The organism is Kitasatospora sp. NPDC101183, assembly GCF_044767945.1.
GTDB lineage: Bacteria > Actinomycetota > Actinomycetes > Streptomycetales > Streptomycetaceae > Kitasatospora.
The window spans coordinates 183,512-210,195 of the sequence record NZ_JBIWOW010000015.1 but is presented as its reverse complement, the minus strand read 5'-3'; the positions used below and the strand labels follow the sequence as shown (position 1 = coordinate 210,195).

33 protein-coding genes are annotated in these 26,684 nt (G+C 68.4%); all 33 read left to right on the top strand.

The features are described from left to right. Positions 1–167: 167 nt before the first annotated feature. Positions 168–788, top strand: coding sequence for a bifunctional DNA primase/polymerase (locus ACIRRS_RS22775; protein ID WP_402973539.1), 621 nt, complete (start codon positions 168–170; stop codon positions 786–788). A 474-nt stretch (positions 789–1,262) separates the two neighbouring features. After that, the gene (locus ACIRRS_RS22770) at positions 1,263–1,724 is read left to right on the top strand and encodes a hypothetical protein (RefSeq protein WP_402973536.1); all 462 of its coding nucleotides are present in this window, start codon (positions 1,263–1,265) and stop codon (positions 1,722–1,724) included. Between the two features lie 7 nt (positions 1,725–1,731). Further along, the gene (locus ACIRRS_RS22765) at positions 1,732–3,444 is read left to right on the top strand and encodes a terminase (protein ID WP_402973533.1); all 1,713 of its coding nucleotides are present in this window, start codon (positions 1,732–1,734) and stop codon (positions 3,442–3,444) included. A gap of 12 nt (positions 3,445–3,456) precedes the next feature. Continuing rightward, a complete protein-coding gene (locus tag ACIRRS_RS22760) occupies positions 3,457–4,968 on the top strand; it encodes a phage portal protein (RefSeq protein ID WP_402973530.1) in 1,512 nt (503 codons plus the stop codon). A 46-nt stretch (positions 4,969–5,014) separates the two neighbouring features. Next, a complete protein-coding gene (locus ACIRRS_RS22755) occupies positions 5,015–5,770 on the top strand; it encodes a hypothetical protein (protein ID WP_402973527.1) in 756 nt (251 codons plus the stop codon). A gap of 47 nt (positions 5,771–5,817) precedes the next feature. Continuing rightward, complete coding sequence (locus ACIRRS_RS22750) at positions 5,818–6,357, top strand: hypothetical protein (protein ID WP_402973524.1); 540 nt, start codon at positions 5,818–5,820, stop codon at positions 6,355–6,357. 21 nt (positions 6,358–6,378) lie between these two features. Beyond that, a complete protein-coding gene (locus ACIRRS_RS22745) occupies positions 6,379–6,777 on the top strand; it encodes a head decoration protein (protein WP_402973521.1) in 399 nt (132 codons plus the stop codon). A gap of 13 nt (positions 6,778–6,790) precedes the next feature. Then, entirely contained in the window at positions 6,791–7,825 is a 1,035-nt protein-coding gene (locus ACIRRS_RS22740) for a major capsid protein (RefSeq protein ID WP_402973518.1), read from the top strand. Positions 7,826–8,064: 239 nt separating this feature from the next. Next, entirely contained in the window at positions 8,065–8,439 is a 375-nt protein-coding gene (locus tag ACIRRS_RS22735; RefSeq protein ID WP_402973515.1) for a hypothetical protein, read from the top strand. An 11-nt stretch (positions 8,440–8,450) separates the two neighbouring features. Then, positions 8,451–8,786: a head-tail adaptor protein gene (locus ACIRRS_RS22730; protein WP_402973513.1), complete on the top strand. Its 336-nt coding sequence runs from the start codon at positions 8,451–8,453 to the stop codon at positions 8,784–8,786. Further along, entirely contained in the window at positions 8,786–9,145 is a 360-nt protein-coding gene (locus ACIRRS_RS22725; RefSeq protein ID WP_402973510.1) for a hypothetical protein, read from the top strand. Before ACIRRS_RS22730 ends, ACIRRS_RS22725 begins: the two co-directional genes overlap by 1 nt. Further along, positions 9,138–9,521, top strand: a complete 384-nt coding sequence (locus ACIRRS_RS22720) for a hypothetical protein (protein WP_402973507.1) — start codon at positions 9,138–9,140, stop codon at positions 9,519–9,521. The genes ACIRRS_RS22725 and ACIRRS_RS22720 overlap by 8 nt, the downstream gene beginning before the upstream one ends. 64 nt (positions 9,522–9,585) lie before the next feature. Then, entirely contained in the window at positions 9,586–10,170 is a 585-nt protein-coding gene (locus tag ACIRRS_RS22715) for a phage tail protein (RefSeq protein WP_402973504.1), read from the top strand. Between the two features lie 70 nt (positions 10,171–10,240). Continuing rightward, positions 10,241–10,561, top strand: coding sequence for a hypothetical protein (locus tag ACIRRS_RS22710; protein WP_402973501.1), 321 nt, complete (start codon positions 10,241–10,243; stop codon positions 10,559–10,561). A gap of 74 nt (positions 10,562–10,635) precedes the next feature. Next, positions 10,636–10,965, top strand: coding sequence for a hypothetical protein (locus ACIRRS_RS22705; RefSeq protein ID WP_402973498.1), 330 nt, complete (start codon positions 10,636–10,638; stop codon positions 10,963–10,965). Then, a complete protein-coding gene (locus tag ACIRRS_RS22700) occupies positions 10,965–15,701 on the top strand; it encodes a transglycosylase SLT domain-containing protein (RefSeq protein ID WP_402973495.1) in 4,737 nt (1,578 codons plus the stop codon). Before ACIRRS_RS22705 ends, ACIRRS_RS22700 begins: the two co-directional genes overlap by 1 nt. After that, the gene (locus ACIRRS_RS22695; protein WP_402973492.1) at positions 15,701–16,519 is read left to right on the top strand and encodes a hypothetical protein; all 819 of its coding nucleotides are present in this window, start codon (positions 15,701–15,703) and stop codon (positions 16,517–16,519) included. Before ACIRRS_RS22700 ends, ACIRRS_RS22695 begins: the two co-directional genes overlap by 1 nt. Continuing rightward, on the top strand, positions 16,519–17,631 hold the full coding sequence (locus ACIRRS_RS22690) for a DUF5047 domain-containing protein (RefSeq protein ID WP_402973489.1): 1,113 nt from the start codon (positions 16,519–16,521) through the stop codon (positions 17,629–17,631). The genes ACIRRS_RS22695 and ACIRRS_RS22690 overlap by 1 nt, the downstream gene beginning before the upstream one ends. Then, entirely contained in the window at positions 17,628–17,867 is a 240-nt protein-coding gene (locus tag ACIRRS_RS22685) for a hypothetical protein (protein ID WP_402973486.1), read from the top strand. Before ACIRRS_RS22690 ends, ACIRRS_RS22685 begins: the two co-directional genes overlap by 4 nt. Positions 17,868–17,960: 93 nt before the next feature. After that, positions 17,961–18,548, top strand: coding sequence for a hypothetical protein (locus ACIRRS_RS22680; protein ID WP_402973484.1), 588 nt, complete (start codon positions 17,961–17,963; stop codon positions 18,546–18,548). Between the two features lie 67 nt (positions 18,549–18,615). Next, positions 18,616–19,908: a peptidoglycan-binding protein gene (locus ACIRRS_RS22675; protein ID WP_402973481.1), complete on the top strand. Its 1,293-nt coding sequence runs from the start codon at positions 18,616–18,618 to the stop codon at positions 19,906–19,908. Next, positions 19,905–20,198: a hypothetical protein gene (locus tag ACIRRS_RS22670; protein WP_402973478.1), complete on the top strand. Its 294-nt coding sequence runs from the start codon at positions 19,905–19,907 to the stop codon at positions 20,196–20,198. Before ACIRRS_RS22675 ends, ACIRRS_RS22670 begins: the two co-directional genes overlap by 4 nt. Before the next feature lie 324 nt (positions 20,199–20,522). Continuing rightward, positions 20,523–21,119 carry a hypothetical protein gene (locus ACIRRS_RS22665; RefSeq protein ID WP_402973475.1) on the top strand — a complete coding sequence of 199 codons (597 nt, stop codon included), beginning with the start codon at positions 20,523–20,525 and terminating at the stop codon, positions 21,117–21,119. A gap of 7 nt (positions 21,120–21,126) precedes the next feature. After that, positions 21,127–21,390 carry a hypothetical protein gene (locus tag ACIRRS_RS22660; protein WP_402973472.1) on the top strand — a complete coding sequence of 88 codons (264 nt, stop codon included), beginning with the start codon at positions 21,127–21,129 and terminating at the stop codon, positions 21,388–21,390. Between the two features lie 136 nt (positions 21,391–21,526). Next, positions 21,527–22,222 carry a hypothetical protein gene (locus ACIRRS_RS22655; RefSeq protein WP_402973470.1) on the top strand — a complete coding sequence of 232 codons (696 nt, stop codon included), beginning with the start codon at positions 21,527–21,529 and terminating at the stop codon, positions 22,220–22,222. Between the two features lie 67 nt (positions 22,223–22,289). Next, the gene (locus tag ACIRRS_RS22650; protein WP_402973467.1) at positions 22,290–23,054 is read left to right on the top strand and encodes a hypothetical protein; all 765 of its coding nucleotides are present in this window, start codon (positions 22,290–22,292) and stop codon (positions 23,052–23,054) included. A gap of 201 nt (positions 23,055–23,255) precedes the next feature. Then, on the top strand, positions 23,256–24,053 hold the full coding sequence (locus tag ACIRRS_RS22645; RefSeq protein WP_402973464.1) for a hypothetical protein: 798 nt from the start codon (positions 23,256–23,258) through the stop codon (positions 24,051–24,053). Then, on the top strand, positions 24,050–24,520 hold the full coding sequence (locus ACIRRS_RS22640; protein ID WP_402973461.1) for a hypothetical protein: 471 nt from the start codon (positions 24,050–24,052) through the stop codon (positions 24,518–24,520). Before ACIRRS_RS22645 ends, ACIRRS_RS22640 begins: the two co-directional genes overlap by 4 nt. Continuing rightward, positions 24,517–24,951 (top strand): hypothetical protein, encoded by a 435-nt coding sequence (locus tag ACIRRS_RS22635; RefSeq protein WP_402973458.1) that lies wholly within the window; start codon positions 24,517–24,519, stop codon positions 24,949–24,951. Before ACIRRS_RS22640 ends, ACIRRS_RS22635 begins: the two co-directional genes overlap by 4 nt. Further along, positions 24,948–25,541 carry an RNA ligase family protein gene (locus ACIRRS_RS22630; RefSeq protein WP_402973455.1) on the top strand — a complete coding sequence of 198 codons (594 nt, stop codon included), beginning with the start codon at positions 24,948–24,950 and terminating at the stop codon, positions 25,539–25,541. Before ACIRRS_RS22635 ends, ACIRRS_RS22630 begins: the two co-directional genes overlap by 4 nt. Next, a complete protein-coding gene (locus ACIRRS_RS22625; protein WP_402973452.1) occupies positions 25,538–25,828 on the top strand; it encodes a hypothetical protein in 291 nt (96 codons plus the stop codon). Before ACIRRS_RS22630 ends, ACIRRS_RS22625 begins: the two co-directional genes overlap by 4 nt. After that, positions 25,825–26,001 (top strand): hypothetical protein, encoded by a 177-nt coding sequence (locus ACIRRS_RS22620; protein WP_402973450.1) that lies wholly within the window; start codon positions 25,825–25,827, stop codon positions 25,999–26,001. The genes ACIRRS_RS22625 and ACIRRS_RS22620 overlap by 4 nt, the downstream gene beginning before the upstream one ends. Positions 26,002–26,074: 73 nt before the next feature. Further along, complete coding sequence (locus ACIRRS_RS22615) at positions 26,075–26,671, top strand: hypothetical protein (RefSeq protein WP_402973448.1); 597 nt, start codon at positions 26,075–26,077, stop codon at positions 26,669–26,671. Positions 26,672–26,684: the final 13 nt, after the last annotated feature.

Here is a 26,684-nt window from a genome sequence, read left to right as displayed (position 1 = left end):
TATAGCCGCCCGGCAGGCGGACGAGCGGCGGGCCGCTGGTCTGCTGGGGACCCCCGGCCGGCAGGCGGGCGCACGGGGCTCCGGCCTTCAGTGCCATGGGGCCTGGATCTGCTAAAGCGCAGGTCAGAGCCTTGAAACCGTAACGCGCGCCCACTAGAATGGACTCCATGACGACGCCCACCACCTCACTGTGCGAGCGCTGCGAACAGCCGCTCTCGGTGATGGCGCGTCGGCACGCTCGGTACTGTTCCGCGGCGTGCAAGCAAGCGGCTTACCGTGCGCGGAAGACGAGCGCCGTCGCTTCTCCCGCGCTTCCCGACGAGCTGACGACCCGCGCCAGGTGGGTCCGCTACAGCTCCGCGAAGGTCCCGTTGACGCCCGCTGGCAGAGCAGCGTCCAGCACCGACCCCGCGACGTGGAGCGCGCACGAGGAAGCCACCGCTTCGACGACCGGCGTCGGGCTCGGCTTCGTGCTGAGCGACGCCGACGACATCGTGTGCATCGACCTAGACCACTGCATCCGCCCGGACGGCTCGCTGGAGCCGTGGGCGGCGTCCATCGTGGCGGACGTGGGCACCACCTACGTAGAGGTGTCCCCGTCCGGCACCGGGTTGCACATCTGGGGCCGTGCGGACGTCCGCCAGGGACGCCGCATTCGCCGCCCTGACGGCGCGGCCGTGGAGGTCTACGGCACCGGCCGCTACATCACCGTGACGGGCCGCCGACATGGCGAGTGCCCGTCGACTCTCGCGGATCTGTCGCCGCTGGTGTTGCTGCTGACGCGGTAGCGGGCTCGTCTCTCCGGCGCAGGGTCTCCAGTGCGTCGCGCACGTCGTTGAAGGACAGCAGAGCCCGGCGCAACTTGCTGGACACGACGGGAACCTTGTCGAGGACGAACCCGATAGCTGCCAGCGCCGTTGCGGCGTAGCCAATGATCTCCACGGACTGACTTCCTTCTCAGTTCTGATCTGAGTAGCCAGTCCAGGCACAGCAGGGCTCGGACTGACTACCGCATTCGCGGTCTTCATCCGATCCCTGCCCAACACGCAGGTCTCGCCGACGCGTAGCGCCGGTACAGCGAGATCCAATCTGCGGCCCCATCGGGCGCGCTCTCGGTAAGTCGACTGACGACAAGGTGTTGGTCTTGGCTTGTCAGCCGTAAATCGCTCCGTCAGGAAGAACCCTCGGAGGCCTTCACCGAAGCTAAGACACCAGCACTCATGTCGTCAACTGCCCAGCTCAGAGGGTGAGAAGAGGTGCACATGGCCGGTCGTGGACCCGCCCCGAAGGACCCGGCGACGCGTCGCCGGCGGAACACCGGAGCCGCTCCGCTCCTGACCCTGGAGCCGGACGAGGAGCTGCGTGGCCCGGAGCTGCCGGTGGGCGTGCTCGGCGAGGACGACGGGCAGCCGATCGACTGGCACCCGATGACGAAGCTGTGGTGGGAGTCCTGGAGGACGTCGGCGCAGGCGCAGACGTTCACCGCGACGGACTGGCGGTTCCTTGTCGACACAGCCCTGATGCACCACACGATGTGGGCGAAGGGCCGGTGGGAGTTCGCGAGCGAAGTCCGTTTGCGCGCAGCCAAGTTCGGGGCAACCCCTGAGGACCGGATGAGGCTGAAGATCCAAGTCGAGACGCCCGAGTCAGCCCGGCCCGCCGCGACGGCGACCCCCGCCGACGTGACTGACATCTCGTCCCGCCGATCCCGCCTGACAGCCTAGGAGACCCGTGCCGCGCGCAGTCGTGCGCGCCCCCGGTCACGATCGCAGCGCCTCCCTCGGATGGATGGCGCTCGCGTGGATGGAGTACTTCGTTCGTCACGGCCCTGGCGACGTCCAGGGCGAGCCCGTTCGCCACGGCGACGAGTACAGCGGCTTCGTTGCCGACTGCTACGCCGTGGATGGAGCCGGCAGGCTTCTCTACGACTCCGCGTTCTTCTCGCGTCCGAAGGGCTGTGACAAGTCCGGCCTTGGCGCGCGAATAGGCCTCTTCGAAGCGTTCGGCCCTGCCCGGTTTCTGGACTGGGCGGAGGGCGGTGAAGTCTACGAAGACCCGTGGAGTCTCGGCTTCCGCTACGTCTACGAGGCCGGCGAGCCGATGGGGCAGCCGGTCAGAGTCCCTTACCTCCGCATCATGGCGACGGAGGAAGGGCAGACGGGCAACGTCTACGACACGATCTACTTCAATTTGACCGACGAGGCGTCGCCACTCAGTCAGATTCCCGGCGTTGACGTCGGGATCACCAGAATATTTCTCCCCGACGGCGGGGAGATCATGCCTTCCACCGCGTCGTCTAGTTCCAAGGATGGCGGGAAAGAGACGTGGGTCTGTTTCGATGAGACCCATCTCTACAACACGCCGGAACTCCGGCGGATGTACGCGACCGTCACTCGAAATCTGCGCAAGCGCAAAAAGGGCGCCCAGACGTGGTATCTCGAAACCACGACAATGTTCGCCCCCGGGCAAGACTCGGTAGCTGAGCGCACGTATGAGGAAGCGGAGGCTATCCGCGAGGGTCGGAAGAAGCGCGGCCGATCGCGGTTGCTCTACGACCACCGGTACGGCGAGTGCAAGAACTTGAAGGACGAGGACGCTCTTCGGACCGCTCTTATCGACGCCTATGGCGACGCAATGGAGTGGATCGACCTGGATTCCCTCGTTGACGATTTCTACGACACGAGAAACGACAGCGCGGATGGCCGGCGCTACTTCCTCAACTCCCGCACCGTCGCCAGCGATGCGTGGATGGACCCCGACGCTTGGGCAGCCTGCCGGAAAGCGGAAGAGCTGGCGCCCGGGGACCTCGTCACGCTCGGATTCGACGGGAGTATCCGGGACGACGCCACTTCACTGTGTGCTGCCCGCGTCTGGGACGGCCACCTCCAGGTGCTTGGCGTCTGGGAACGGCCCGAAGGGCCGGAAGGCGAGGGCTGGCAGGTGCCGCGAGACGAGGTTGACGCGGCAGTGCACCGGGCGTTCGAGCGCTACGAGGTGTGCGGGATGTACGCCGACCCGCCGCACTGGCAGGACTACGTGGACGCCTGGACCCGTGACCACGGTGACAAGCTGCGTGTGCGGTCCACGCAGGCCCGCCCGATGGAATGGTGGACCAACCGCCCGACGGCCATGGAGCAGGCGCTGAACCGCTTCCGGGAGGCGGCGGAAGACCGCGGACTCTCGTTCGTGGCAGCGCTGAACACCGACGACGCGGAGGGCAGCGAAGCGCTGCGCCTTGGAGCGACGCTGACCCGTCATGTCCTGAACGCACGCCGCCGGCTGATGGGTCGAAATGCGGTGGGCATCGGCAAGGAACACGCGAAGAGCCCGAAGAAGATCGATGCCGCGATGGCGGCCATTCTTGCGTACGAATGCCGTGCTGACGCCGTCGCGCTCGGAATCACGAAACGGCCTAAGCGGTCGTCCCGTCTCGTCGCTTTCTAGGAAGGGGGCCAAATGGCACTCGATATCACGAAGCCAGAATCTCCCGGATGGTGGCTGGCGAGGCTCGGGGCACGACTGCTCAGTGAGCGGCAGGACCACACGGAGGCCCGTGGCTCCGGGAACTTGGAGCGGATTCCCGGACTCGACACGCTGCGCGCCTATGCGGAGGGATTCGCGCCTCTTCCGGAGGTTCCCGGTGTGGCCCCGACGGAGGCTCAGGAGTGGATGCGGGACGCACGCACGAATTGGATGTCGCTGGTAATCGATTCGCCCGCCGAGCGTCTGGGCGTGGCGGGATTTCGATTCGGTGAGTCCAGCGCTGCGGACGCGGACGCTAACCGGATCTGGCAAGAGTGCGGCATGGACGCCGAGTCGGAGCTAGTCCACTACGGAGCACTGTCGCAACGACGGAGTTTCGTCATCGTGGAGAAGGGGCCGGATGGACGGCCCCGGATGCTCCACAAGAGCGCGCGTCAGGTAGCCGTCGCGTACGATCCGCACGATCCGCGAGTTATCCGCGCTGCCCTCTACCTGTACCGCGACGACTGGACGGGCCGGACCCGGGCGACGCTGTGGACGCGCGAAGACGTTGTCGACATGGTGTCGCAAGGCGCCGACGTGACGTTCCCCGCCGGCGTCAGCCGGTTGGACGGGTGGGACTTCGTCACCCTGCCCAGCGGAGACGCCAGCGTAGAGCGGAACGGACTAGGCACGGTGCCCGTCGTGCCGTTCGTCAACCGCCGGAACCGGCGACCGACGGGCTACGCGGAGCACGAGGATGTGCTGAGCGTCCAGAACCGAATCACGACCGGCATCATCCAGCTCATGGCAGCCGGCCGGTACGGGGCGTTCCGCCAGCGATACGCGGCCGGCCTGGAGGTCGACGAAGACCCGGTGACGGGCGCCAAGATCAGTCCCTTCAAGCTGGACATCAAGACCCTGTGGACCACCGAGTCCCCTGACGTGAAGTTCGGGGAGTTCAATTCCACGGACCTACGACCGTATGTGGCTGCTGTGGGTGCCGCCGTGCAGGACTTGGCAGCGATCAGTAAGACGCCACCCCACTACCTGCTCGGCCAGGTGGTCAACGTCTCCGGCGACGCGTTGAAGGCAGCGGAAACCGGCCTCGTGTCGAAGATCCGATCGAGGCAGCGTGAGTACGGGGAGTCGTGGGAATCCGCCATGCGGCTGTGCTTCCGCATCCTCGGTGACCCGCGCGCCGACGAGGTGTCCGCAGAGACCATCTGGATGGATTGCGAGTCCCGGACCGTCTCCGAACTGGCCGACGCGGCGGTCAAAAAGCAATCCGCTGGCGTCCCGTGGCGCCAGCGGATGGAGGACCTCGGTTACACCCCCGCGCAGATCGACCGCATGGAGGTCGACCGGGCACAGGACGCAATGATGGCACCCGAGCCGTCGAACGGGACATCCACCGTGGGTCGACCCACGGTGGTCAGTCTGACTCCGCCGCAGGACCAGCGGGTGGTGATCGGGCGTGACACCGGCGTCCCGCAGGCGGCCTGACCCGGCAGCGCGGTACAACGCGCAAGTCTCCGCGACCTGGACGAGCGTGCTGGGCCGGCTCAGTCGGTCCTGGCAGGGGCTCGGGTCCTGGCGGGACGCCGACGTTGCCCGCTTCCAGCGGTCGACGCTCCCCGTCGTCCATGCTGGTCAGCGGACGATTGCCTCCCTGACGGCCAGCTACCTGGAGCAGATGCACCGGGAAGTGCTCGGCACGGCGTCTCCGCGGATTCGGCTCGACCCGGATGAGGTCTCGGGGGCGGCCGTCCGCAACGGGACCGACCCGGCCGACGTCTACCGCCGGCCGTTCAAGGTCGTGTGGAAGACCTTGGCCGACGGCGACCCGCTCGACGTTGCCCAGCAACGCGGAGCCGACCGACTGGAGATCCTGGCGAAGACGGACCTCCAGCTGGCGCGCACCCACGCAACCCGGCTCGTCCTGGACCAGCAGCCGAAGGTCACGTACTTCGTTCGTGAGCTGCGCGGCGAGTACGACTGCGCACTCTGCATGATCGCGAGCACGCAGCGGTACGCGAAGGAAAACCTGCTCCCGATTCACCCCGGCTGCGACTGCGGAGTCCGACCCGTCCGAGCTGACTACGACCCGGGCCAGGTGGTCGACGAGGCCCGGCTAGAGGCCATTCACAAGGCAGTGGAGGCGGCCGTGGGGCAGTCCGCGCGGGACGCCCGCGCCGTCGACTACCGCCAGATCATCGTCCAGAACAACCACGGCGAGATCGGTCCCGTCCTCGGGATTCGAGGTCAAACCTTCACCGGCCCGGACGATCTCCGCCCCGCTTCCTGAGCCCGCCAAGGGTGCCAACCACCAATCCTGCCAGAGGAGTTACCGGCATGTCTGAGCCTGCCGACCAGCCGACCGTCAACGACCACGGGTACCCGGACGCAACCCCCGTCGCGGAGATGACCCACGAGCATCAGGCGGCCTACTGGCGGCACCACGCGCGCAAGCACGAGCAGCGTGCGAGCGCGGCTCCCACTGCCGACGAGCTGACGCAACTTCGGGCCGACGCCGCCGAGTTGGCCACCCGCAAGGCGGCTGAGCTGTCCGAGACGGACCGGCTGAAGGCGGAGAAGGAAGCCGCCGAGCAGGCTGCCGCGCAGGCCCGCGCCGACGCAGCGACCGCCACCCGGCGTGCGCTGCTCCTGGAAGTGGCCAGCACGAAGGGCCTGACGCCTACGCAGGCCGAGCGCCTCCAGGGCAGCACCCGGGAGGCGCTGGAGGCCGACGCGGACGCGCTGAGGACCGCCTTCGGCGGCACCGGCGACCAGGGGCGTCGACCGCCTCTCGGCGCTGGCTCCGACGCAGGCACGGACGCGAAGACCACGGCCGCCGGCGCAGCCCGCTACGCAGCCCGGCACGGCAAGAGCTAACCACCCCACGGAGGAATCCCCATGGATCTGTCCCTGAAGTCCATCAGCTTCAGCCAGGACCGGCGCGACTGGCTGGGCAGCGAGCACGGCACCGACGCCCCGCGCTCCGTCAGCCTGGACGTCTCGAAGTTCACGGCCGGCACCCACTACCCGGACGGCTACCTGAAGTCGGGCATCCCGCTCGGCAAGATCACCGCGAGCGGGCTCTACGGCCCGTACGACGACGCCGCCACCGACGGCCGTCAGACCTGCGTCGGACTGCTCTTCACGGGCGTCGGCGTAGTCGACCAGCGAGGCCGAGTCTCCTCGACCGTGAGCGGCTCCATGCTCCTGCACGGCTTCATCCGCCTGAACAAGCTGCCCGTGCCCCTGGACGCCGCCGGCCAGACGGACATCGCGGCCCGCATCTACACCGTCTGAGAGGACGTGACGCATGCAGCTCACTGAAGAGTTTGCGACTCCCGCAGAGCTGACGGGCTACGCCCGCGCCGCCCTGCGCGACTACCAGGTGAACCAGTTCACCCTGCACAACTACCTTCCGGACAACACGGTCAACGACTTGAGCTACCGCTTCACCCGGGGCGGCGGCAACTTGGTCGACGCGGCCGTCTACCGCAGCTACGACGCGGAGTCCGACATCGGCATCCGCGAGGGCGGTGCGCGGGTCTACGGCGAACTGCCCCCGATCTCGCGAAAGCTCCCGCTGGGGGAGTACGAGCGGATCAAGCGCCGCAACCTGGCGTCGGAGAGCGAGGAGCTCCGCTCGGCGCTGGAGACCGACGCGGAGCGCCTGGCGCAGGGCATCGCGGCCCGCGTGGAACTCGCGCGCGGCGAGGCGATTTTCAACGCCTCGATAACCCTGGCCGAGAACGGTGTTCAGGGTAGCGTCGACTTCGGTCGACGTCCGGGCAACTCCGTTGCTCCGTCCAAGACTTGGGACGAGCCAACCGCGACTGTCAGCGACGACATCGACGCGTGGCAGGAGGCCTACCTCGCGCTGAACGGGTTCATGCCGGAGTCCATGCTCATGCCGCGCAGAATCTTCAACTTCCTGCGGCGCAACGATCAGATGCGGAACCTGATCTGGCCTGAAAGCGGGAAGACGTCCGCGCAGCTGCCGACGCTGACGCCGCAGCAGCTCATGGACGCCATGAGCGCGGCCGGTCTCCCGACCCCGATCCTCTACGACGCTCAGGTGAGCGTCGCCGGCGTCTCCACGCGAGTCACTCCCGCAAACAAGATCGCGCTTCTCCCGCCGTCGAACGTGAAGTTCGGCGAGACCCTGTGGGGGGCCCCGATCGAGTCTGCCGACCCTCGGTACGGCCTGGCCGGGGACGAGGCCGGGGTGGCGGTCGGCGCGTACTACTCGGAGGACCCACAGACCCTGTGGACCCGAGCGACCGCCATCGTGCTGCCGATCATCGGCAACCCCGACGTGACCATGACCGCCACCGTGACGGCGTCCTGACGTGGCGCGGCTCGCAACGAACGTCCACCTGCGGGACGCGCGCGGCGTCGTGCACCTCTTCGGGCCCGACGACGAGGTACCGGAGTGGGCCGCGCAGCTCATCACCAACCCGGCGGCGTGGGACGAGCCCCCGGCACTGGCCGAACCGGAGTCTGAGCCGGAGTCTGAGCCGGAGCCGGCGCCCCCTGCCGAGCCGGAGACGAAGCCGCGCCGGGCGACCCGACGGAAGGCCGGCGCCAATGCCAGTCCTGTTCAGCCCGAGTGAGCTGACGGCCTACCTTCAGCGGCCGGTGCCCGCCGCGCAGTACGACACCGCCCACATGCTCACCCTGGACGCGATCACGGGGGAGACGGCAGGCAGACTCACCGACCCGCCCCAGCCCGGCGTCAAGTCCGTGGCACTGGCGGTCGCGGCCCGATCCCTGACGAACCCGGGCGGGCTCAGGTCGGCGGCGGCGGGCGGTGTGTCCGAGTCCTACACGGACGCGTTGACGGGCGCCGTACTCACCGCGCAGGAGGTCCGTCGGGTACGCCGGGCGGTAGGCCTGGCGGGTGGCGCGTCCTCGCTGGACATCGGGCCGGACGACCCACCCCGACGGTACGTCTACAGCTAGGGGGGACGATCATGCTCTACGCAACCGAGACCGTCACCCGGCTGCGGCCCGCCCCGCCCACACAGGACCCGTATGGCAACGACGTCCCGGGCCCGACGATGGAGGTCGACATCGCCGGCTGCGCCGTCCTGCCTCCCGGCGGACAGACAGCGGCGTCGGCGGAACTGCTCCAGGCCCGAGATCAGGTGACCGTGCTGCGGGTGCTCTTCGCACCCGCCGGCACCGACCTCCGGGCGACGGACCGTATCCGCCACGACGGCACCGTGTACGAGGTCCACGGCGAGCCGTCGCCGTACCCCGGCCCCCTCGCTCACGTGACGGCCAACTTGAAGGCGGTGAGTGGCTGATGTCGACGTACCGCAGCACCTACACCGGCCGCTACATCGGCATCGGCAAGCTGCTCCAGCGCCCGGGCGTGCAGCAGGCGACCGCCGAAGCGGCACAGCGGATGCTGCGAATCGCGCGCTTCCTGAGCCCAGTTGGCGACCCGGCGGCGGACCCGCACCCGGGCCAGTACCGCGAGTCGTTCGAGGTACGGCCGATCATCAAGAACGTGCCGTTCCGGGGCAAGTCGAGGATGCGAGCAGGGAGCCGACTCGTGAACACCGCCGGCCACGCCCGCGCAGTGGAGTACGGCAACGGCAAGGTCCAGAGGTACGCCGTCCTGAGGACCGCCATCGACGCCGCGAGGGTGAACGATGGCTGATCCGGTGGACGCGGAGGCGGTGCTCGCGCGGTGGCTTCGCGAGACCTTCGCCGTCCGGACGTGCACTGAGCTGCCGCCGGCCGTGGAGACGGTGCTACCCGTCGTCCAGATCGCGACCGTCGGAGGAGCGGCCTCCCGCTTCGCCGGCTGGCCCCGGATCGACATCGACGTGTACGCGGCAGACTACGCCGCCGCCCGAAGCCTCGCGCTGCGCATCACGAGGGCACTGACGACCTGGCGCGGGCCCGCAGCCCCCGGCGCCATCGTGAGCGACACCCGGATAGACGCCGGACCTTCGCCGCGCCCGTACGCAAACCCCGCGCTCCGGCGCGTCGGGCTGACGGTGACCGTCGCCCTCCACCCGGCAGTCCACTGACCAACTGACCTACATAGGCCCACAGTTCACCGCTGGGGGCCGTTCTCATGCCCGGGGAGGGCTCGTGAGTGACACCCGAAATGCCGATCTGACGTTCGGCGCAGTCGACTTCATCGCCTACGTCGCTCCACGCGACACCGCCGCGCCCGTCGGGTTCGCCGACCCGGCCGGCGCCTGGAAGTGCGCGGGGTGGGTGACCACGGCTGGCGGCACGTTCGCAATCGCGGACGAGAAGAAGGACGTCCAGGCCGCCGGCAGCCTGGAGCCGATCCGGACCCTGATGACCCGCTCCACCAAGACCATGAAGGCGGTCTACCAGGAGGCCTTGAACCCGGTCGTCAGGTCCCTCTACGACAACGTCCCGCTCTCCGCCCTGAACCCGACGTCCGGCATCGTCTCGTACAACCTGCCGGACAAGCCCGCCGATCTCCACTACGCCTTCGTCTTCGACACCATGGACGGGCTGAAGCGAAACCGCTTCTACATGCCGAACGGCATGGTGACCGAGCGCGGCGACGAGCAGGCACAGACGGACGACGTCTGGCCGGTGGAGATGACGTTCACCTTCTACAAGGGCGCCGCGCTGACGCCGGCCGTACACCGCACGATCGACTACGGCGGCGTGGACGTCTCGGGCTTTTTCGCCTGACGCACAGTCAACTGACCACCGTGGGTCGACCCACGGTGGTCACCCAACCCCTGAGCACCTGAGGAGAACCATGACCGAGACCACCCCCGCCGTCGCGCAGGAGATCGAGGCGACGGCTGACTACGTCGCCGTGGAGCTGACCGGCGAGAGCCTGCGCGTTCTGCCCGTCGGCCGGTGGCGGCCCTCGTTCCTCCGCGCCCTGCGCGTCGCCGACTTCGACACGTGGGCGGCTCTCGCGCTGCACCCGGACGACGTCGCGACGTTCCTGGAGCTGGACGCGACGATGGATGAGTTGGGCGCCTTCACCAGCCGCGCGATGGAGGCCGCCGGGGAGGCCCCGGGAAAGTCTGGGGCACGCTCGCGGTCCTCCAGGACCACGCGGAAGCGCTAGAGGCGGATCTCGCCTGGCACGGCATTGACCTCCTGGACGTCTACCGGGGCACGCTCTCGCTGCGCCGGCTGCGCGTGCTGGTCGAGCATCTGCCGCCCGACTCGGCGACGAAGACGGCGATGCGCAACGCGCTCACGGCTGAGGACCGTGAGCGGCTGTCGCATGGCGCCCGCCCGGATCTGGCCGCGTGGAGCGGCGCGGAGCTACTGCTCGCCAGCGTCCTGGACGCGATCCGCGCACAGACGGCCGTCGCCATCGCGGCAGCCGGCGGGACGCCCACCATGCCGGACCCGACCCCGCGCCCCGGCATCCCGCCGAAGACCACCACCTCCCGACGCCTGTCGGACGAGCAACGCCGCGCGCTTGACCCGCGACTGAGACACGAACCGCCCCGGGAGGCGTGATGGCAGAGCTGGACATCGTCGGCAGTGCCGGTGTTGACATCGTCCCCATCGTGCCGACGTTCCACCGGAAGCTGCAAGACGCCGTCCTCCCGATCGCTGACCGGGTCGGCCTGGAGGCCGGGCGGGTGCTCGGCGAGCGGATGGGGGACTCCCTTCGCGCGGGCCTGGCCGGCGCGGGCCAGGGCGTCGGGCGGGTGCTCGGCGACGAGATTGCCGCCGCGATGCAGCGTCGCGTAGCCGACGCTCTGCCCGACGCCGTTCAGGCAGGCGGGCGGCGGGCGACGGCATCGGCAGCCCGGGAGGGCGAGCAGACCGGCGGCGCGTTCGCCCGGTCGCTGAAGGCCAAGCTGACGGCCGCCTACCGGGCGATGCCGGAGCTGGACATCGCAGCCGACGCTACCGGGGTGGACGCCGAGTTGGCCCGCGTTCGCGAGCGTCTGCGGGAGCTGTCCGGCAAGCGCATCGGCATCGACATCGACGCCGCCACAGCGTCCGCGCGCGTCGCCGACCTGGAGGCGCAGCTCCGGCAGCTGGGCAGCCAGCACCCGAACCCGGTGGTCCGGATCGACACCGCCACCGCCCGTGCGGCGCTTGCGGACGTCCGCGCCGAGATCGCTGCGATCACCGACGCACCTCACGAGGTCGAACTCCGTCCGCAGGGCGCGTTCCGAGAGAGGCTACTCACGCAGGTTCGTGCCGCCACGGCCGCCCTGCCGCCCGTGGTCGTCGACGTGTCCGCCGATGACGCGGAGTCGCAGCTTGCCCGGCTCCGTGCCGAGATGGCTTCGATCCCAGACCGCTTGGCGACGGACGTCCGGTTCACTGACGCCGAAGCGGTGGCCACCATCGCGCGACTCCGCGTCCAGCTGGCAGAGCTGAGCGCGAGTTCTGCCCGGATCGACATCCGTGCGGACGCCGCGCAGGCCGAAGCGCAACTGGCGGTCGTGGCGGCCACCGTGGCGGCGCTGGACGCTCAGCGGGCAGAGATCCACGTCGACACCTCGGGGGCAGTCTCCGCCGTCGTGGTGCTCGGCATCCAGATCGCCGCGCTTGCCGCGATTCCTGCAATCCCGGTTCTGGCTGCCGGTGTTGGCGGCCTCGCAGCCGCCTTCGTCGCGGCTGGCGCCGGCGCCGGCGCGCTAGGCCTCGCTGCCGTCCCCGCGATCAAGGGCGTAGCGGAGGCCCTCCAGGCGCGCAAGGCCGCGCAGGACGAGGCCACCAACGCCACCAACTCCGGTGCGGGCGCGGACTCCTCCGCACAGCAGCGTGCGCTGTCTCTCGCGGGGACGCAGCAGTCGCTTGCGTCGGCACGTCGCAACGCGGCGCAGCAGACGGAGAGCGCGACTCGCCAGATCGGGCGGGCGGAGCAGGCTCTCGCGGACGCCGTCGCTCGCGCTGCCGATGAGCAGGCGTCAGCCGCTCGTCGAGTGCAGGACGCGGAACGCTCTCTCGCGGACGCGCAGCACTCCGAGCAGCAGGCGCAAGAGGATCTGACCGGCGCGCGAAAGACGGCTGCGCAGCAGCTGGAGGACTATCAGTCCCGCCTGGCCAACGGGGCGCTGGACGAGCGGGAGGCGACCGCTCGGCTGACGGCTGCGCAGCGTGAGTTGCAAGCGGTGCAGGAGGCCGGGGACCTGGTCACGCCCGAGCGTCTCGCGGCGGCGCAGCTTGGCTATGACCGTGCGCTCCAGGCGTCGACAGACCAGCACACCGCATATTCGCGGCTGCAAGTGGACGCCAAGGCTGCGTCCGTGGCCGGCGTGGACGGAGCTCAGGTCGTCGTCTCCGCGCAGGAGCGCCTGGCCAGGGCGCAGCGGACGACGGCAGACGCGTCGCAGGCCGTTGCAGATGCGCAAGCCGCTGCTGCAAAGACGGCCGTCTCGTCTGCTCGCGCGGTCGCGGATGCGCAGGAGCGGGTGGCCGACGCTCAGCGTGCCGCTGCGCAGGCCGCGATGTCGGCGGCGGACTCGGTTGCGAGCGCGCAGCGTGGAGTTCAGCAGGCGATGTTGGCCTCTGCGAAGGCGGCCGGCGGGGCGACGACGGCTGCCGACAAGTACGAGGCCGTGCTCAAGAAGTTGAGCCCGTCGGCACGGCAGCTCTTCGACGCCGTTGCGGGCCCGGGCGGGCTGAGTGCGGCGTTCAAGGCGTGGGCGGACAGCGTCGCGCCCGACGTGCTGCCGCTCTTCACGCGAGGCGTCAACGGAGCTAAGGGGGCGCTGCCCGGCCTGACTCCGTTGGTGCTCGGAGCCGCGCGGGCGATCGGGCAGTTGGAGGACCGGGCCTCTGCGGAGTTGAAGACGCCGTTCTGGCGTGGCTTCAAGACGGACATCCAGGCTTCCGCCGAGCCCGCGATCCTCGGACTCGGCGTCACCGTCGGCAACGTCTTCAAGGGCATGGCGGGGATAGTTGATGCCTTCCTGCCCCACATCGACGGCATTACTGCGCGGATGACTCACGCAAGTGGGAAGTTCGCGAACTGGGGCACCGGGCTCAAGGGCAGCTCCGAGTTCGAACGGTTCATCGCCTATGCGTCGGCCTCCGGACCGAAGTTGGCGGAGGTGCTGCGCGGTGTCGCGCGCGCGGTGCTGTCGATCAGCGAGGCGCTGGCACCGCTCTCCGGCCCTGTACTCCAGGGACTGGCGTGGTTCGCTGGCCTCGTGTCGACGCTGGCGCGGGACTACCCGTGGCTGGTTCAAGCGCTCTGGCTCGGAATTGCCGCCTTCAAGGTGGCTCGCCTAGTTGCCTTCGGTGCGGCAGCCGGAATGGCGGCCTACAACGTCGTCACCGCTATTGCCACAGCGGAGACCGGCGCTCTTGCGACGGCAATGCAGTTGACGGGCATCGTGCCGCTGATCGAGCTGATCGTCCTTGCGGTGGCTGCGCTAGTCGCCGGCGTGATCTATGCGTACAACCACTGGGATTGGTTTCGCGATGCCGTCCTGGCGACGTGGAATGCAATCAAGGTGGCAGCGCTTTTCACCTGGAATTACATTCTCAAGCCGACATTCGACGGAATAGTCTACGCGCTTCAGGTCGTCGGCGTTGCCGCGATGTGGCTGTGGGAAAACGCGATCGGCCCGGCATTCAGCTTTATCTGGGACGCCGCACGGATTCTCTTCGCGATTGTCGTCACAGCGGTTGTCGTGCCCATCCTGTTCGCGCTGAAGATTCTTGGCGCCGTTGCGATGTGGCTGTGGGAGGACGCCTTCAAGCCGTCCATCGACGGCATCGCGGCTATCGCCTCCTGGCTCTGGCGGGAAGTACTGGAGCCCGTTTGCGGATACATTTCCGTGGGGCTCCAGAAGGTTGGCGACGGGGCGTCCTGGCTGTGGCGCTCGGCAATTTCACCGGCGCTCGACGGCATCGGCGCAGGGTTCACCTGGCTCTGGCGTAACGCCGTAAAGCCCGTGCTCGACTGGATCGGGTCTAACACTAACGCGCTCTGGGACAATTACCTGAGTCCGGCGTTTGAGAAGATCAAGAGTGCGCTTGGACCCGTCGGGACGGCCTTCAGCAAGGCCAAGGATGCCATTTCGGCAGCCTGGAATTCGATAGCAGAAACAGCGAAGACGCCCGTCAACTTCATCATTAAGAATGTCTACACCGACGGAATCAAGGCCGTCTGGGACAAGGTCGCTGACTTCGTCGGGCTGGGCAAACTGCCCGACGCGCCGAAGCTGCTGGCGGCTGGTGGAACTGTCGGGCCGGGTTGGGGCGAGGCGGCCCCGATGGTGGTGAACCGCCCCACAGCGATTGTCGGGGAGGGCAATCCGGCGTACCCGGAGTACGTCATCCCGACAGATCCGCGATACCGGCAGCGTGCCATTGCGCTGCACGCGGCTGCGGGGACGCAACTCATGGCCAACGGCGGAATTCTCGGGTCTGTGGTAGGCACGGTCAAGGGGTGGGCGTCCGATGCCTGGGACGCCACAAAGGACGGGGCGGAACTCCTCGCCCACCCATCCAAGATATGGGACAAGCTTGCGAAGCCCGTGCGCGACCTGTTCTCGAAGGTCGACAGTTCGCCCTTCGGAAAGGTGCTCGTCGGAATTCCCGAGAAGGCCATCACGGGCCTAAAGGACAAGATCGTTAATTTCGTGAGTGGCGGCGGAGGAAAGCAGCCGCCGCCATCCGGAAGCGGCAATGGCGGCTCGGGTGTCCAGCAGTGGGCGCCGGTTGTCCTCCAGGCACTCGCGATGCTGGGCCAGCCGGCTTCGTGGCTGGACACCGTCCTGCGACGGATGAACCAGGAGTCCGGCGGCAATCCGACCGTCGTCAACAACTGGGACTCCAATGCGCTTGCTGGAACTCCGAGTGTAGGTCTGATGCAGGTCATCGGCCCGACATTCCGCGCATACGCTGGTCAATTCGCGAACACGGGCCCATTCGTGGCAGGAACGTCGACTGACCCCCTGGCGAACACATTCGCCGGCCTGAATTACGCGATCCACCGCTACGGGTCGCTGTCCGCACTGAACCGCCCCGGCGGCTACGACAATGGCGGATATCTGCCAGTGGGGACAAGCCTCGTCTACAACCACACCGGCCGCCCCGAGCCGGTGTTCACCACGGGGCAGTGGGATGCGATCCGGGCCGGCGGCCTCAGTGGCGTCGGAGACGTCCACTTGGAAGCCCGGGTGTACGTCGGCGATCGCGAGATCACGGACATCGTCCGTGTGGAGGTCGCCCGCTCGGAGTCCGCTACCGCTACCGCACTGATGATGGGGAGGCGCTGATGGCACTCACGATCACGTCCGCCCCGTCAACGGGCGGCTACGGGGCCACGGTCACGCTGACCGGGCTCACCACCGGCAGCCGGGACCGGTGGAGCCTCTGGCGTACGACCCCGGACGGCGTCCAGACGCCCGTCCGGGGCTACGGCGGAGACCTGATCGGGGTCACGGCCACGGGCGACGTGACGGTGACCGACGACTACGAAGCGCCGCTCGGTCGGCCGGTCGCCTACTACGTGCGCGTCTGGACGTCCGCGACGCCGGGATCGTGGATCGACGCGACGGCGTCGTGGCTCACGCTGGCACACCCGGACGCGCTGTCCGTGGTGCTGAAGGACCCGTCAATCCCGTCGCGGACAACGACGGTCGTTGTGACCACGATGCCGTCGTGGCAGCGGGCCGCACGCCAGGCCGTGCATCAAGTCCGGGGCCGGCCACGCCCGGTGGTGCTGACCGACGTCCGGTCTGCCCGTACCGGGTCGGTCGTCCTGAGCACCGCGACCCACACGGAGCGCCAGGCGCTGACCTGGCTCCTGGAGTCCGGGCACACGCTGCTCGCCCAGTGGCCGCCCGGGTGGGGCGAGGACGACACCTACCTCCAGGTGGGCAGCGTGGGCGAGGACCGTCTGAGCGAGTACGCGCCCCAGCCCGATCGTGGCTGGACGCTGGAACTCACCGAAGTGGACCGCCCGATCGGCGGCCTCGTCGGGTCGGCCGGCCGCACCTGGCAGACCGTCCGCGACGGCAACGCCACGTGGGCGAACCTGCTCACGAAGTACTCGACGTGGCTCGGAGTCCTGACCGGAGTGGAGGGCACCTGATGTACCCGGTGAGCGCCTCGTTCCTGCGCGCCCTCGCCACTCCGCATCAAGTGGTGCACCGTGTGGACGCGTACTTCAACGGCACGCTGACCCTGGCGGATCTGCCCATCACGGGCGGGGCCGTCAAGGTCGACCGCGGAAGTAAAATCCGCCGTCAGCTCACCCTGGAGTTGGCCGACCCGTCGTTCCTGCCGTGGCGTCCTGCCGACCCGCTGGCGGTCTATGGACAGACGCTCGTGGTCTCCCGGGGCATCCAATTCCCGGACGGCACGCGGGAGATGTGTCCGCTGGGCACGTTCAGGGTGGACGAGCCCAGCGGTGACGTCTACTCCGGACCGATCACGGTCACCGGAAAGAGCCGGGAAGTCGCCATCCAGGACGACCGGTTCACGGCGCCGCGCTCCACGTCCGGCGCGACGAGCACCGTCTCCATGATCACCGCCCTGATCACGGAGACGATCCCCGGGGCCACGATCGTCAACCTGACGTCCGGCGCCCGGGATCAGGCGTGCTCCACCGTGGTCTGGGACACGCAGGCTGACCGGTGGGAGGCAGTGACGCAGCTGGCGACCAGCATGCGCGCAGAGATTTTCGTTGACGTTCTGGATCGCTTCGTCCTCGTTGACGTGCCCGACCTGACGACGTCCTCCCCGGTATGGACGGTGGGGGAGGGGCCGACCGGGACGCTCATCACCGCCGGACGGAAGATTACCCGTGCAGGGGTGTACAACGCCGTGGTGGCCAGCGGCGAGAGCGCCTACTCCGGGGTCCCGCCCGTCTCCGCGACGGTCACCGACACCGACCCGGCGAGCCCGACACGATGGGGCGGGCCGTACGGCAGAGTGCCGCGCTTCTACTCCTCGGGCCTTCTGACCTCCAGCGCGCAGTGTGCTGCCGTCGCGACGAGCATGCTCCGCGACGCCCTGGCGCCGTCGGTGGAGACGTCGATCTCCTGCCTCCCGAACCCCGCGCTGGAGGCCGGCGACTGCCTGCGGTTGTCGTACGCCGGCGGTCGCGTGGAGGACGTCCTCGTCCAGGCGCTGACCGTGCCGTTGTCCATCAGCGCGGACTTCGCAGTCACCCTGCGCGGGAGCAAGGAGGTGCCGGCGTGACGGTACTCGCCGACGCAGTCCAGGCGGCTGCGGAGCGGGCGGTCCGGGAGCAGGGAGCCTCGTGGCTGCTCGCCACCGTGACCGCCACCGGGACCGGCGTAGTAACGATCTCCACGGCGACCGGCACCGTGCCGAACGTCCGCCGTCTCCGGAGCTACACCCCCACCGTCGGCGACACGGTCATGGTGACCCGCAATGCGGCGGGCTCATGGCTCGTCGTCGGTGCTCTCGCCTAATTCTGACCGGAGGGAAAATTGCCCGGATCTGATTCGTACGGCCAGAGTGTGCCGTACCCAAAGCTTTCCGACGGGCCGAATATCGAAACGGCCATGTCGACCATGGTTGACCAGATCGTGCCACGCGGCGTAATGCGGTTTGCCAATGTCGCTGCCCGCAGTGCTGCTGTTCCGTCCCCCGTGGCGGGGATGACGTCCTGGCTCATCTCAGAGTTGCGCCTGGATATCCACGACGGCACTGCCTGGCGGACGTACAGCCCGGCAGGAACGTGGACGACCTACGTCCCGACCTGGACGTCACGCGGCGGGAACGGCGTCCAGCCGACGCTAGGCAACGGCATCCTGACCAGCCGTTGGATCAAGCAGGACCGCAGGGTCACGTGGCGGGGGAAGCTGAAGTACGGCTCACTGTCGACCTCCGGGGACGGCTACTGGTATATGAGCCTGCCCGTTCCTGCGGCGTCTACCGGCATGGTCATCATCGGCATTGCCAGTTACGTGATGCTCGGTTCAAACAACTTCCTCGGATCTACCCTCCTCGGAGTTAACGACACGGCCGTGGGGTTCGTGACGTCGCAGCTCGGCTCGGATTACACAGCGAACGTCAGCGGTACCCTACCGGTTAACGCCTCCAGCAGCGTCGAACTCTCGTGGTCGATTGAGTACGAAAGCGCCTCCTGACGAACACCTGAAATCAAGCCCCGAGCCAATCGGCCGGGGCTTTCTTTATGCCCTGGAGGGGGAACACATGGCCACGTCGCCCGCTGCAATCATCGCGGTCGCGCTGCCGGAAGTCGGCTACCACGAAGGCCGAGACGCCAACGGCCGGTGGAACAACAAGGAGAAGTACGCGGCCGAAGTGCCAGGCCAGGCGTGGGTGTCGGACGACGGTGAGCCGTGGTGCGCAACCTTCGTTTCCTGGCTCGCGCTGAAGTCCGGCAACGCCGACGTCTATCCGCGCACCGCGTCGTGCTCCGTCGGCGTTGCTTGGTTCCGGGCGAAGGGCCGGTTCTCGGCGCTTCCGAGCGTCGGCGCGCAGGTCTTCTTCGGATCGGGTGGCGGCTCCCACACAGGCCTGGTGATCGACTTCGACGACACCACGATCACCACGGTCGAGGGCAACACCAACAACACCGGCAGCGCGGAGGGAGACGGCGTCTACCGCAAGGTGTGGCGGCGTCGGGACGCCTACGTCTACGGCTACGGGCACCCCGCCTTCGCGCAGGGTCCGCGCCGGGCGGCGGAGGCGAAGTGGGTGATCGACGGCTTCGCCACTCCGGCGCCTGCGACGAAGAGCGTCACCGTCCGGGCAGGGCAGACCCTCGGGGCCATCGCGGCTGCCGCCGGCGTCGCCCTGTCCGTAATCCTCGGGCTCAACCCGCAGGTGAAGGACCCGAACACCATCCACCCCGGCGACACCATCACCGTGCCGGCCGTCCCGGGTCAGGTGCCGCCAACCCCGACGGTCCCCGCGCCGACGACGACCCCGCAGCCGACGACCCCGGGCAACTCCTCCAGCGCCTTCCCCGGGGCGGACAAGTTCGGCCCCGGCGCCAACAACGCGAACGTCACCCGACTCGGCGAGATGCTGATCAAGCGCGGTGGTGGACGCTTCTACTCCGTCGGCGCCGGGCCACGGTGGAGCGACGCCGACCGCCAGGCCGTCGCCGCCTTCCAGCAGGCGCAGGGGTGGAGCGGGGGAGACGCGGACGGCATCCCGGGGCCGACGACCTGGACCTACCTCGTGTCGGGCCAGGGCCGCAACATCCCAGCCGCCTCCACGCCGACGTCCGCCCCAGCGGCCGTGCCGTTCCCGGGTGACCGCTACTTCCACGCCGGCGCCAGCAACGCGTACGTGACCAAGCTGGGCCAGGCCCTCGTCCGTCACGGCTACGGGACGGCCTACCGGCAGGGCCCCGGCCCGCAGTGGACGGAGGCTGACCGGCAGGCAACGGCCGCGTTTCAGCGGGCGCAGGGCTGGCGGGGCGCTGACGCGAACGGCTACCCGGGCCCGGAGACCTGGCGGAGGCTGATGCGATGAGCCCAGAGATCATCATCGCCACCATCACCGCCGGCGGCGTAGTCGTCGCTGCCACAGTGCCGGCGCTTCTCGGGCTGCGCCGAGCCCGTGGAGCGGCGGAGGACGAGGGCGCGGCCACCCGCGAGTCCGTCGCCGTACTGGGCGCTGCCCTGGCAGAGCGGATCGACGGCGTCCGCGACGAGCTCCGTTCCGACGTTGCGGAGTTGCGCGACCACGTGACCGACGTCCGCGCGTGGCAGGCAGCCCACGACGCGGAGCACTTGCTGATACGCCGTCACCCGGAGGGGTGACGGGCGACCTGGAGGCTTGCGGCTTGTCAGTGGCCCGTGGCAGAGTCGCAGACGTCCAACCGGGTGACCCGGTTGGACGCGCCCCGCCTTGGCAGGGATGGACCTGGAGTATGAGACTGTGATGCCCCGCGTCCTTACAGTTGCCCCGCGGTAGCGGGGATTGCTCAACGATGGCCCACCTTCGGACCGTCGGCCCGCGCCCCCGTTCGGCTTCGGCCGGGCGGGGGCGCCGCTGTGAGTTCAGCGGAGTTCGAGCGACCTAACGCAAACGAGCCCTCTCCGGCGCCCAGTAACCCCCTCGTCAACCACGACGGAGGGCGGCACATGAACATCGGCATCATCGGCCGGGCGCGGGTAGGTAAGGACACCGCCGGCGCCTGGCTCGTGCGGGAACGCGGCTACGAACGGGTGGCCTTCGCGGACCCGCTGAAGGATGCAGCGCTGCAACTGAACCCGCTGCTCTGGGAGGACCCCTGCTCCAGTTCGGAGATCCGTCTCGCTGACTCGGTCGATCGGTACGGCTGGGAGCAGGCGAAGAACAACTGGGTGGAAGTTCGTCGCATCCTTCAGGAACTCGGTGCTGCCGTCCGTGCCATCGACCCCGAGTTCTGGCTCCGCGCCGCCCTGTGCCTCGCCGACGAAGTGAACGAGAAGTCCGCCCGCCCCGTCGTGATCACCGACGTCCGGTACGCCAACGAGGCCGCTGCCCTCCGCGCCCGGGGCTGGCACCTCCTCTACGTCGACCGCCCCGGCGTCCCCCACCTCGTCCACGAGTCGGAGGGTGCTCTCGGACCGGAGGACGCGGACTACACGATCATGAACGCCGGGTCCGTCGTCGACCTGGAGTCCGCCGTCCAGCTCTTCCACAAGCGCGTCCACGACGCGGAGTCCGCCCGGCACTACGGCCGGGCCCACGAGTAGGAGCCCCATGCGCAAGTTCCTCGCGCGACTCAAGATCCTCGCCCAGACCGTCGTCCTGAACGCCGTCGCGATGCTGCGCACGATGCTCGTCACCGAGCCCGCCCGCGTACGGGCGGGCGTGCTGGCCGGCGTCGTCGCCCTCGCGGTCTTCGTGCCGGCGCTGGCAGACGCCAACGTCGCGGGCCAGGTGACCGGCGTCGTGATCTTCGTCCTTCAGCTCGTCGTGGGCGAGCAGATCCGAGCCCGGGTGACGCCGGTAGACAAGGACTGAGCAGCTAAAAAGCCCCGTCTTCCTTAACGGAAGGCGGGGCTTTTTTGTTTTCCCAAAAGGTTGCTTTAAGCCAACACCACCCATCGCTGCCAGCTTTTGTTGGTCTGTACGTCACAACGCCTGTACGGTCTGCCTCATGACACCGCCACGTCCTGTCTCGGCTACAGCGCTGACGACGCTGCTGGAGGCGGAGTGGGAGGCGCTACGGTCTGCGCATCCGACCCTGCCCCCTGCGTACTTCGTGCTCAGCTCCGCACCACCCACGCCGGACCACAGCCCTGCCCGTTGGAACGGCAAGTCAGCCGTTTCGGTAGAACTCAGCCGGGCCGTGCTGACTGGCCAGTGGGACGGCATCACAATCGACCCCGCCCTGCTCCGCCAGGCGCTTCTGCCCAACCGCACGGGGGCGATCGCGGTCATCACGGCCGTTCGCCACGAGGCCGCCCATGCACTGAACTGGTCGGCGGGTGTGGACGACTGCTCGCGAAAGGGCGTCTACCACAATAAGAAGTTCCGCGCCGCTGGCGAACTCGTCGGGCTGGAATGGCCGCGCGATGGCTACGACCCGCGTAGCGGCTTCGGCGACATGATGCTGACGGCGCAGAGCGCGGAGGCCGTCGACCTGGAGGCCATGCAGAAGGCTGTCAACGACGCACTGCGCCTGCTCGCCCCGCCGCCCGTGGCCCGACGAGCCCCGACAGCAGATCGTGTGCTCGCGGAGTGCAGCTGTGTGCCAGCCCGGAAGATTCGCGTCGCTGGAAGTGTGCTCGCGCTCGGCCCGATCACCTGTGGTGTTTGCCACATGCCTTTCGTGTCTTCTACGGATCTGTAGTGCACCCCGCCACGGGTTACTTAGCATGCCCTTGGTACGCTGCCCCCTCACATAGTCAGGAGGCCCCATGACGGAGGCCCGACTCCCCGCGCGCCGCGCGCCGCTGCCTGTGAAGCGCGCAGCCATCCCCGAGCCGCTCCTTTATGCCGACGTGCGCAACCTCAGCGTCGACGAACTGCATGTGCGCGGGGTGCAGCTCGCCAAGGCGTACCAGCACGTCGAGAAAGCCAGCACGACCGTGCTGAAATCGCTTGCTGCCGTGCTAATCGCACTCCGAATTCAGATGGACGACCCGATGGGCCGGTCGCACGATTATCGGGTCCGGGCGGCACAGATCTACCTCGACGCGGGAATTCCGAAGGCGAATCAGAGCAACATCCAGAGCAACGTCAGATGGCATATCGGAAACTTGGTGCGCACCGTCTTCACGCCTGAGGAGGTCCGTGATCTGGGGCTCCTGGAAGAAGGCCCAGCCGGACGTAAGGCCCAGACGCGATCCATGACCACGGCACTCGTGGCGGCACAGCGCGCAGGAGAGACGCTGAGCGCGCTGACGCCGCCGGGCGTGAAGACGGCACCGAAGAAGCGCACCGCACGTCGGAAGACCACTGCCGAACCAGAGACACCCGCAGTGCCTGCCGGCCGCGCCACGGCCGACCATCTGCGGCTCGCTGAGTCGGTGGGCCAGATTCTGACGCGGATGCAGCCACACGTCATCGTGGAGCAGATGACCAACGGTCAACGCGAGGTGCTCATCCAGCGCCTCCGTGAGGTGGTCGACCTGGCTGAGGATCTGATCCTGACCGCCGAGGATGCGTCGTCGGCGGGCTGACGTCGCTCGCGTCCTCCTCCGCAGGGTCCAAAGTGCCGTTCTAACCCCTTATTTCTATTCTCTCTAACACGTGTTAAGAGAGATAGGAAAAGGGCGGTTGTTCGGACCCTTTGGACCCTGAACAAACTCGTTGGTCGACGAGGCAAACAGACCCGCCGGGCCGCCCAGTAACTCCCCTGCACCCGAGAGAGAGGGCAGGGGATGACGATACAGACGATCAAGCGCTCCGGCGCGCGCTTCTACGTGGACCCGGCGGACGGGGAGAAGAAGGTCCCCGGGGTGACATCGGTGCTGTCGATGCTCCCCAAGGGGTTTCTGACCTTCTGGGCCGCGAAGGAAGTCGCGGAGACGGCCGTCAACGATCTGGGCGCCGTGGTGAACATCGCGCTCCGCGATCCGGCGGCAGCTGTCGACTACCTGAAGCGGTCGCCGACCCGGACGACGGCGAAGGCTGCCGACACGGGCAGCGCGGCGCACGACCTCTTCGAGCGGCTGGCCCGAGGAGAGCGGGTCGGGCGCGTGCACCCGGACATGGCGCAGTACGCGCGGCACTTCGCGGCCTTCCTGGACGAGCAGCAGCCGGAGTTCCTCCACCTGGAGGAAACGATCTGGAGCGACCAGCACGGGTACGCCGGCAGCTTCGACGCGATCGCCAAGCTTGGCGACGAGACGGTCATCCTGGACTGGAAGACCACCCGGAGCGGCGTCCACGAGGACGTAGCGCTCCAGTTGAAGGCCTACGCCCGAGCGGACCGCATGATCCTCGCGGCCACCGGCGAGTCCATCCCGGTGCCGGCCGTGGACGCTGCTGCCGTCCTCCATGTCCGTCCTGAGGGCGCGAAGCTCGTCCCGGTGGACTGCTCGGACGACCTCTTCGACGTCTTCACGGCGCTGCTCACCGTCTTCCAGTGGGACACCGTCCGGAAGAAGAACGTGGTCGGCCGGCCCGTCTGGTCGACGGGCGCGGCGGAGACCGGCACGGAGAGGCGGGCGGCATGAGCGGTCGCGGTCCTAGCAGCGTGGCGGGTACGTCGGCAAAGCTGGTCGACTACGTGGACGGCGACGTCCGGATCATCGCCAACGCTGGGATGGTCGTGGAGTACCGTGACCACCCCGGACGGGGGGTCTTCTCCGCTCCCGAAGTACGCACGAGGGTGGGTCTCAGGCTGACCCGAGAGGCGTGGACCAGCCTCACGCAGCACATCCGTGACGAGGCGGCAGAGGCCAACTGGGAAGCGGTGGAGGCGGAGAACCGCAAGGGCGGGGAGGCCCGGGAGGTCGTCGCGCAGGTCGCTCGTGCGCTCGGGGTGGACATCGACGCCGGCCCCGGGAGCTGCTGGGACATGGACCACATGCTGCGCGTGGTGGAAGCAGCGAAGGCGCTCTCCGCGGAGGGCCCGCTCCGGGAGACCATCGTCCGTCAGGCGCTCAGGATCACTGAGCTGGAGAAGGGGAGCGCCCAGTGAGCCTGTACCTCGCTGAGGAGTTGGGCGAAGACGAGGACGACGGCACGATGCCGGGGAACGTCGAGGAGCTTCGGGACGCCGTGGTCGGTCACCGCATCGTCAAGGCCGCGCCCGGCGAGGGTGACCGGGACAAGTGGGGCGGGAGCGGTTCCGCCCAGTTGATCATCACCCTGGACAACGGGAAGCGCGTCGAACTCCGCGACACCGGTGACTGCTGCGCGTACACGGAACTGAAGAGTTTCCTGCTCCGCCCGGAACTGGTCGATCACATCATCACCGGAGTGGGCACGACGGACGGGTACACCACGTGGCACATCTACGCGGACATGGGTGACGTACTCGAACTGTCGGTGGGGTGGAGCAGCGGGAACCCGTTCTACTACGCCTACGGGTTCGACATCAGCGTCAAGGAACTGGGGGAGAGCAAGTGACCACGTTCGCACCGGAGTTCACCGCCTGGCCGAAGACGGCCCGGCTGTTCCGCGATGCCATCTACACGGAGAAGATCGACGGCACCAACGCCGGCATCCACATCTCCGACGACGGTCAGGTGGTCGCGCAGTCGCGGAAGCGGCTGCTGACCCCGGACGAGGACAACTACGGTTTCGCCCGGTGGGTGGAGGCCAACGCCGCCGAGCTGGCGAGGGTCCTCGGACCCGGGCTGCACTTCGGCGAGTGGTGGGGGCAAGGCATCCAGCGCCGGTACGGGCTGGACGAGCGCCGCTTCTCGCTGTTCAACGTCGACCGTTGGACGTCGGAAGTCGACGGCGAGTCGATGGCCTCCCGGACCAAGCAGTCGTCTCTGTGCGGCGTGCTGGACGTCGTCCCGGTGCTCTACCGGGGCCGGTTCTGCGAGGAGATGATCGTCTTCGCGATGGCAGAGCTGCGGCGTGCTGGCTCGTTCGCCGTCCCCGGCTTCATGAACCCCGAGGGTATCTGCGTGTACCACTCGCAGAGCCGGACCGTCTACAAGGTCACTCTGGACAACAACGACCATGGAAAGTGGGAGGCGACCGCGTGAGCGACTTCGAGAGGCTGGTCACGGAACTGCGTCGTACGTCGATGCAGACGCCGCCGATGCAGACGCCGCCGGCGGCGCCCTCGGCCGGCGCTGAGACGTTCGGGTTGGTTGCCGGGCTGTTCGTCTTCGGCCTGGCGTTCCTCCCGCTGCGGGCGTGGCTCGTGATGGTCGGGGTCGGCGCCCTCCACGGCACCGTCCCGGCCGTCCCGGCACCTGGCTTCGGGACGACGCTGCTCGTGCTGCTCGGGTGGGCGATGCTGCGCGGCGTGAAGGTGAGCGCGAAGTGACGCTGGTGGAGCATGCCCGCGCGATCGAGGCTGCGATCAGGGCCGCCCACGCTGACGGCTTCGAGCTGGACGACGGGAGCAGCAACCCGATCCGCCGGCTGGAGCTGAACGAGGTCGGCAACGGGACGTACGAGACGTGGATCTCGGTCGACGTCCCGCCCCCGTCCGTCTGATCTGCGAGCCCCAAAGCCCCCGGCCGCTTCGGCGCCGGGGGCTTTCGGCGTAGGAGCACAGAGAGGAGCGGCTGTGGTTTACCTGTTCAGCCGAACGCACACCCTGAACGAGAACATGGCGGCGTCGGGACGGAGCGCCATCACCGTGGGCGCGTCCCACAAGCAACCGATCAGTGACACCGTGCTGGTGCGCGTCTTCCACCCGACAACGGGAGGCGGCCGATCGTTCCTCCTGACCCGCGACGAGGTGGAGGAACTCCACGGGACGTTGAGCAAGTGGATCGCCGATGGGTGGGCGGGTTTTGTGGACGGCGCTCCGCGCCCGGGCCAAGGAGCGGCGACACCAGTAGGCGCCACAGGCAGTGGTGCCGACGTCTGGGAGGCCCTGGAGCGCAGGCGTCAGGAGTCGTTGGAGCGTGAGCGCAAGGCGGAGGAGGCGTTCGCAGGCACCTACGCCTCATGGACGCACGGCGAACTCGTTGCGGAGATCAGGCTCCAGAGGTTCAACCGGGAGGCCGCGGAGTCCCGCGAACGCGGGTGGCGCTCCGCACTGGATACGGAACAGGCGCGCATCCGGGCACTGTTCGGGCGGCTCCGTTCTGCCCTGGACGGGAAGCGTACGGCGTCCGTGGACGACCTGAACGCGGCACTGATGGAGGTGAAGGCGTGAGGCCGCCCACCGT

Coding starts and splice junctions, on each gene's coding strand:
- ACIRRS_RS22775 (WP_402973539.1), top strand. CDS start 168: ATGACGACGCCCACCACCTCACTGTGCGAGCGCTGCGAACAGCCGCTC.
- ACIRRS_RS22770 (WP_402973536.1), top strand. CDS start 1,263: ATGGCCGGTCGTGGACCCGCCCCGAAGGACCCGGCGACGCGTCGCCGG.
- ACIRRS_RS22760 (WP_402973530.1), top strand. CDS start 3,457: ATGGCACTCGATATCACGAAGCCAGAATCTCCCGGATGGTGGCTGGCG.
- ACIRRS_RS22750 (WP_402973524.1), top strand. CDS start 5,818: ATGTCTGAGCCTGCCGACCAGCCGACCGTCAACGACCACGGGTACCCG.
- ACIRRS_RS22745 (WP_402973521.1), top strand. CDS start 6,379: ATGGATCTGTCCCTGAAGTCCATCAGCTTCAGCCAGGACCGGCGCGAC.
- ACIRRS_RS22740 (WP_402973518.1), top strand. CDS start 6,791: ATGCAGCTCACTGAAGAGTTTGCGACTCCCGCAGAGCTGACGGGCTAC.
- ACIRRS_RS22735 (WP_402973515.1), top strand. CDS start 8,065: ATGCCAGTCCTGTTCAGCCCGAGTGAGCTGACGGCCTACCTTCAGCGG.
- ACIRRS_RS22730 (WP_402973513.1), top strand. CDS start 8,451: ATGCTCTACGCAACCGAGACCGTCACCCGGCTGCGGCCCGCCCCGCCC.
- ACIRRS_RS22725 (WP_402973510.1), top strand. CDS start 8,786: ATGTCGACGTACCGCAGCACCTACACCGGCCGCTACATCGGCATCGGC.
- ACIRRS_RS22720 (WP_402973507.1), top strand. CDS start 9,138: ATGGCTGATCCGGTGGACGCGGAGGCGGTGCTCGCGCGGTGGCTTCGC.
- ACIRRS_RS22710 (WP_402973501.1), top strand. CDS start 10,241: ATGACCGAGACCACCCCCGCCGTCGCGCAGGAGATCGAGGCGACGGCT.
- ACIRRS_RS22700 (WP_402973495.1), top strand. CDS start 10,965: ATGGCAGAGCTGGACATCGTCGGCAGTGCCGGTGTTGACATCGTCCCC.
- ACIRRS_RS22695 (WP_402973492.1), top strand. CDS start 15,701: ATGGCACTCACGATCACGTCCGCCCCGTCAACGGGCGGCTACGGGGCC.
- ACIRRS_RS22690 (WP_402973489.1), top strand. CDS start 16,519: ATGTACCCGGTGAGCGCCTCGTTCCTGCGCGCCCTCGCCACTCCGCAT.
- ACIRRS_RS22680 (WP_402973484.1), top strand. CDS start 17,961: ATGTCGACCATGGTTGACCAGATCGTGCCACGCGGCGTAATGCGGTTT.
- ACIRRS_RS22675 (WP_402973481.1), top strand. CDS start 18,616: ATGGCCACGTCGCCCGCTGCAATCATCGCGGTCGCGCTGCCGGAAGTC.
- ACIRRS_RS22670 (WP_402973478.1), top strand. CDS start 19,905: ATGAGCCCAGAGATCATCATCGCCACCATCACCGCCGGCGGCGTAGTC.
- ACIRRS_RS22665 (WP_402973475.1), top strand. CDS start 20,523: ATGAACATCGGCATCATCGGCCGGGCGCGGGTAGGTAAGGACACCGCC.
- ACIRRS_RS22660 (WP_402973472.1), top strand. CDS start 21,127: ATGCGCAAGTTCCTCGCGCGACTCAAGATCCTCGCCCAGACCGTCGTC.
- ACIRRS_RS22655 (WP_402973470.1), top strand. CDS start 21,527: ATGACACCGCCACGTCCTGTCTCGGCTACAGCGCTGACGACGCTGCTG.
- ACIRRS_RS22650 (WP_402973467.1), top strand. CDS start 22,290: ATGACGGAGGCCCGACTCCCCGCGCGCCGCGCGCCGCTGCCTGTGAAG.
- ACIRRS_RS22645 (WP_402973464.1), top strand. CDS start 23,256: ATGACGATACAGACGATCAAGCGCTCCGGCGCGCGCTTCTACGTGGAC.
- ACIRRS_RS22640 (WP_402973461.1), top strand. CDS start 24,050: ATGAGCGGTCGCGGTCCTAGCAGCGTGGCGGGTACGTCGGCAAAGCTG.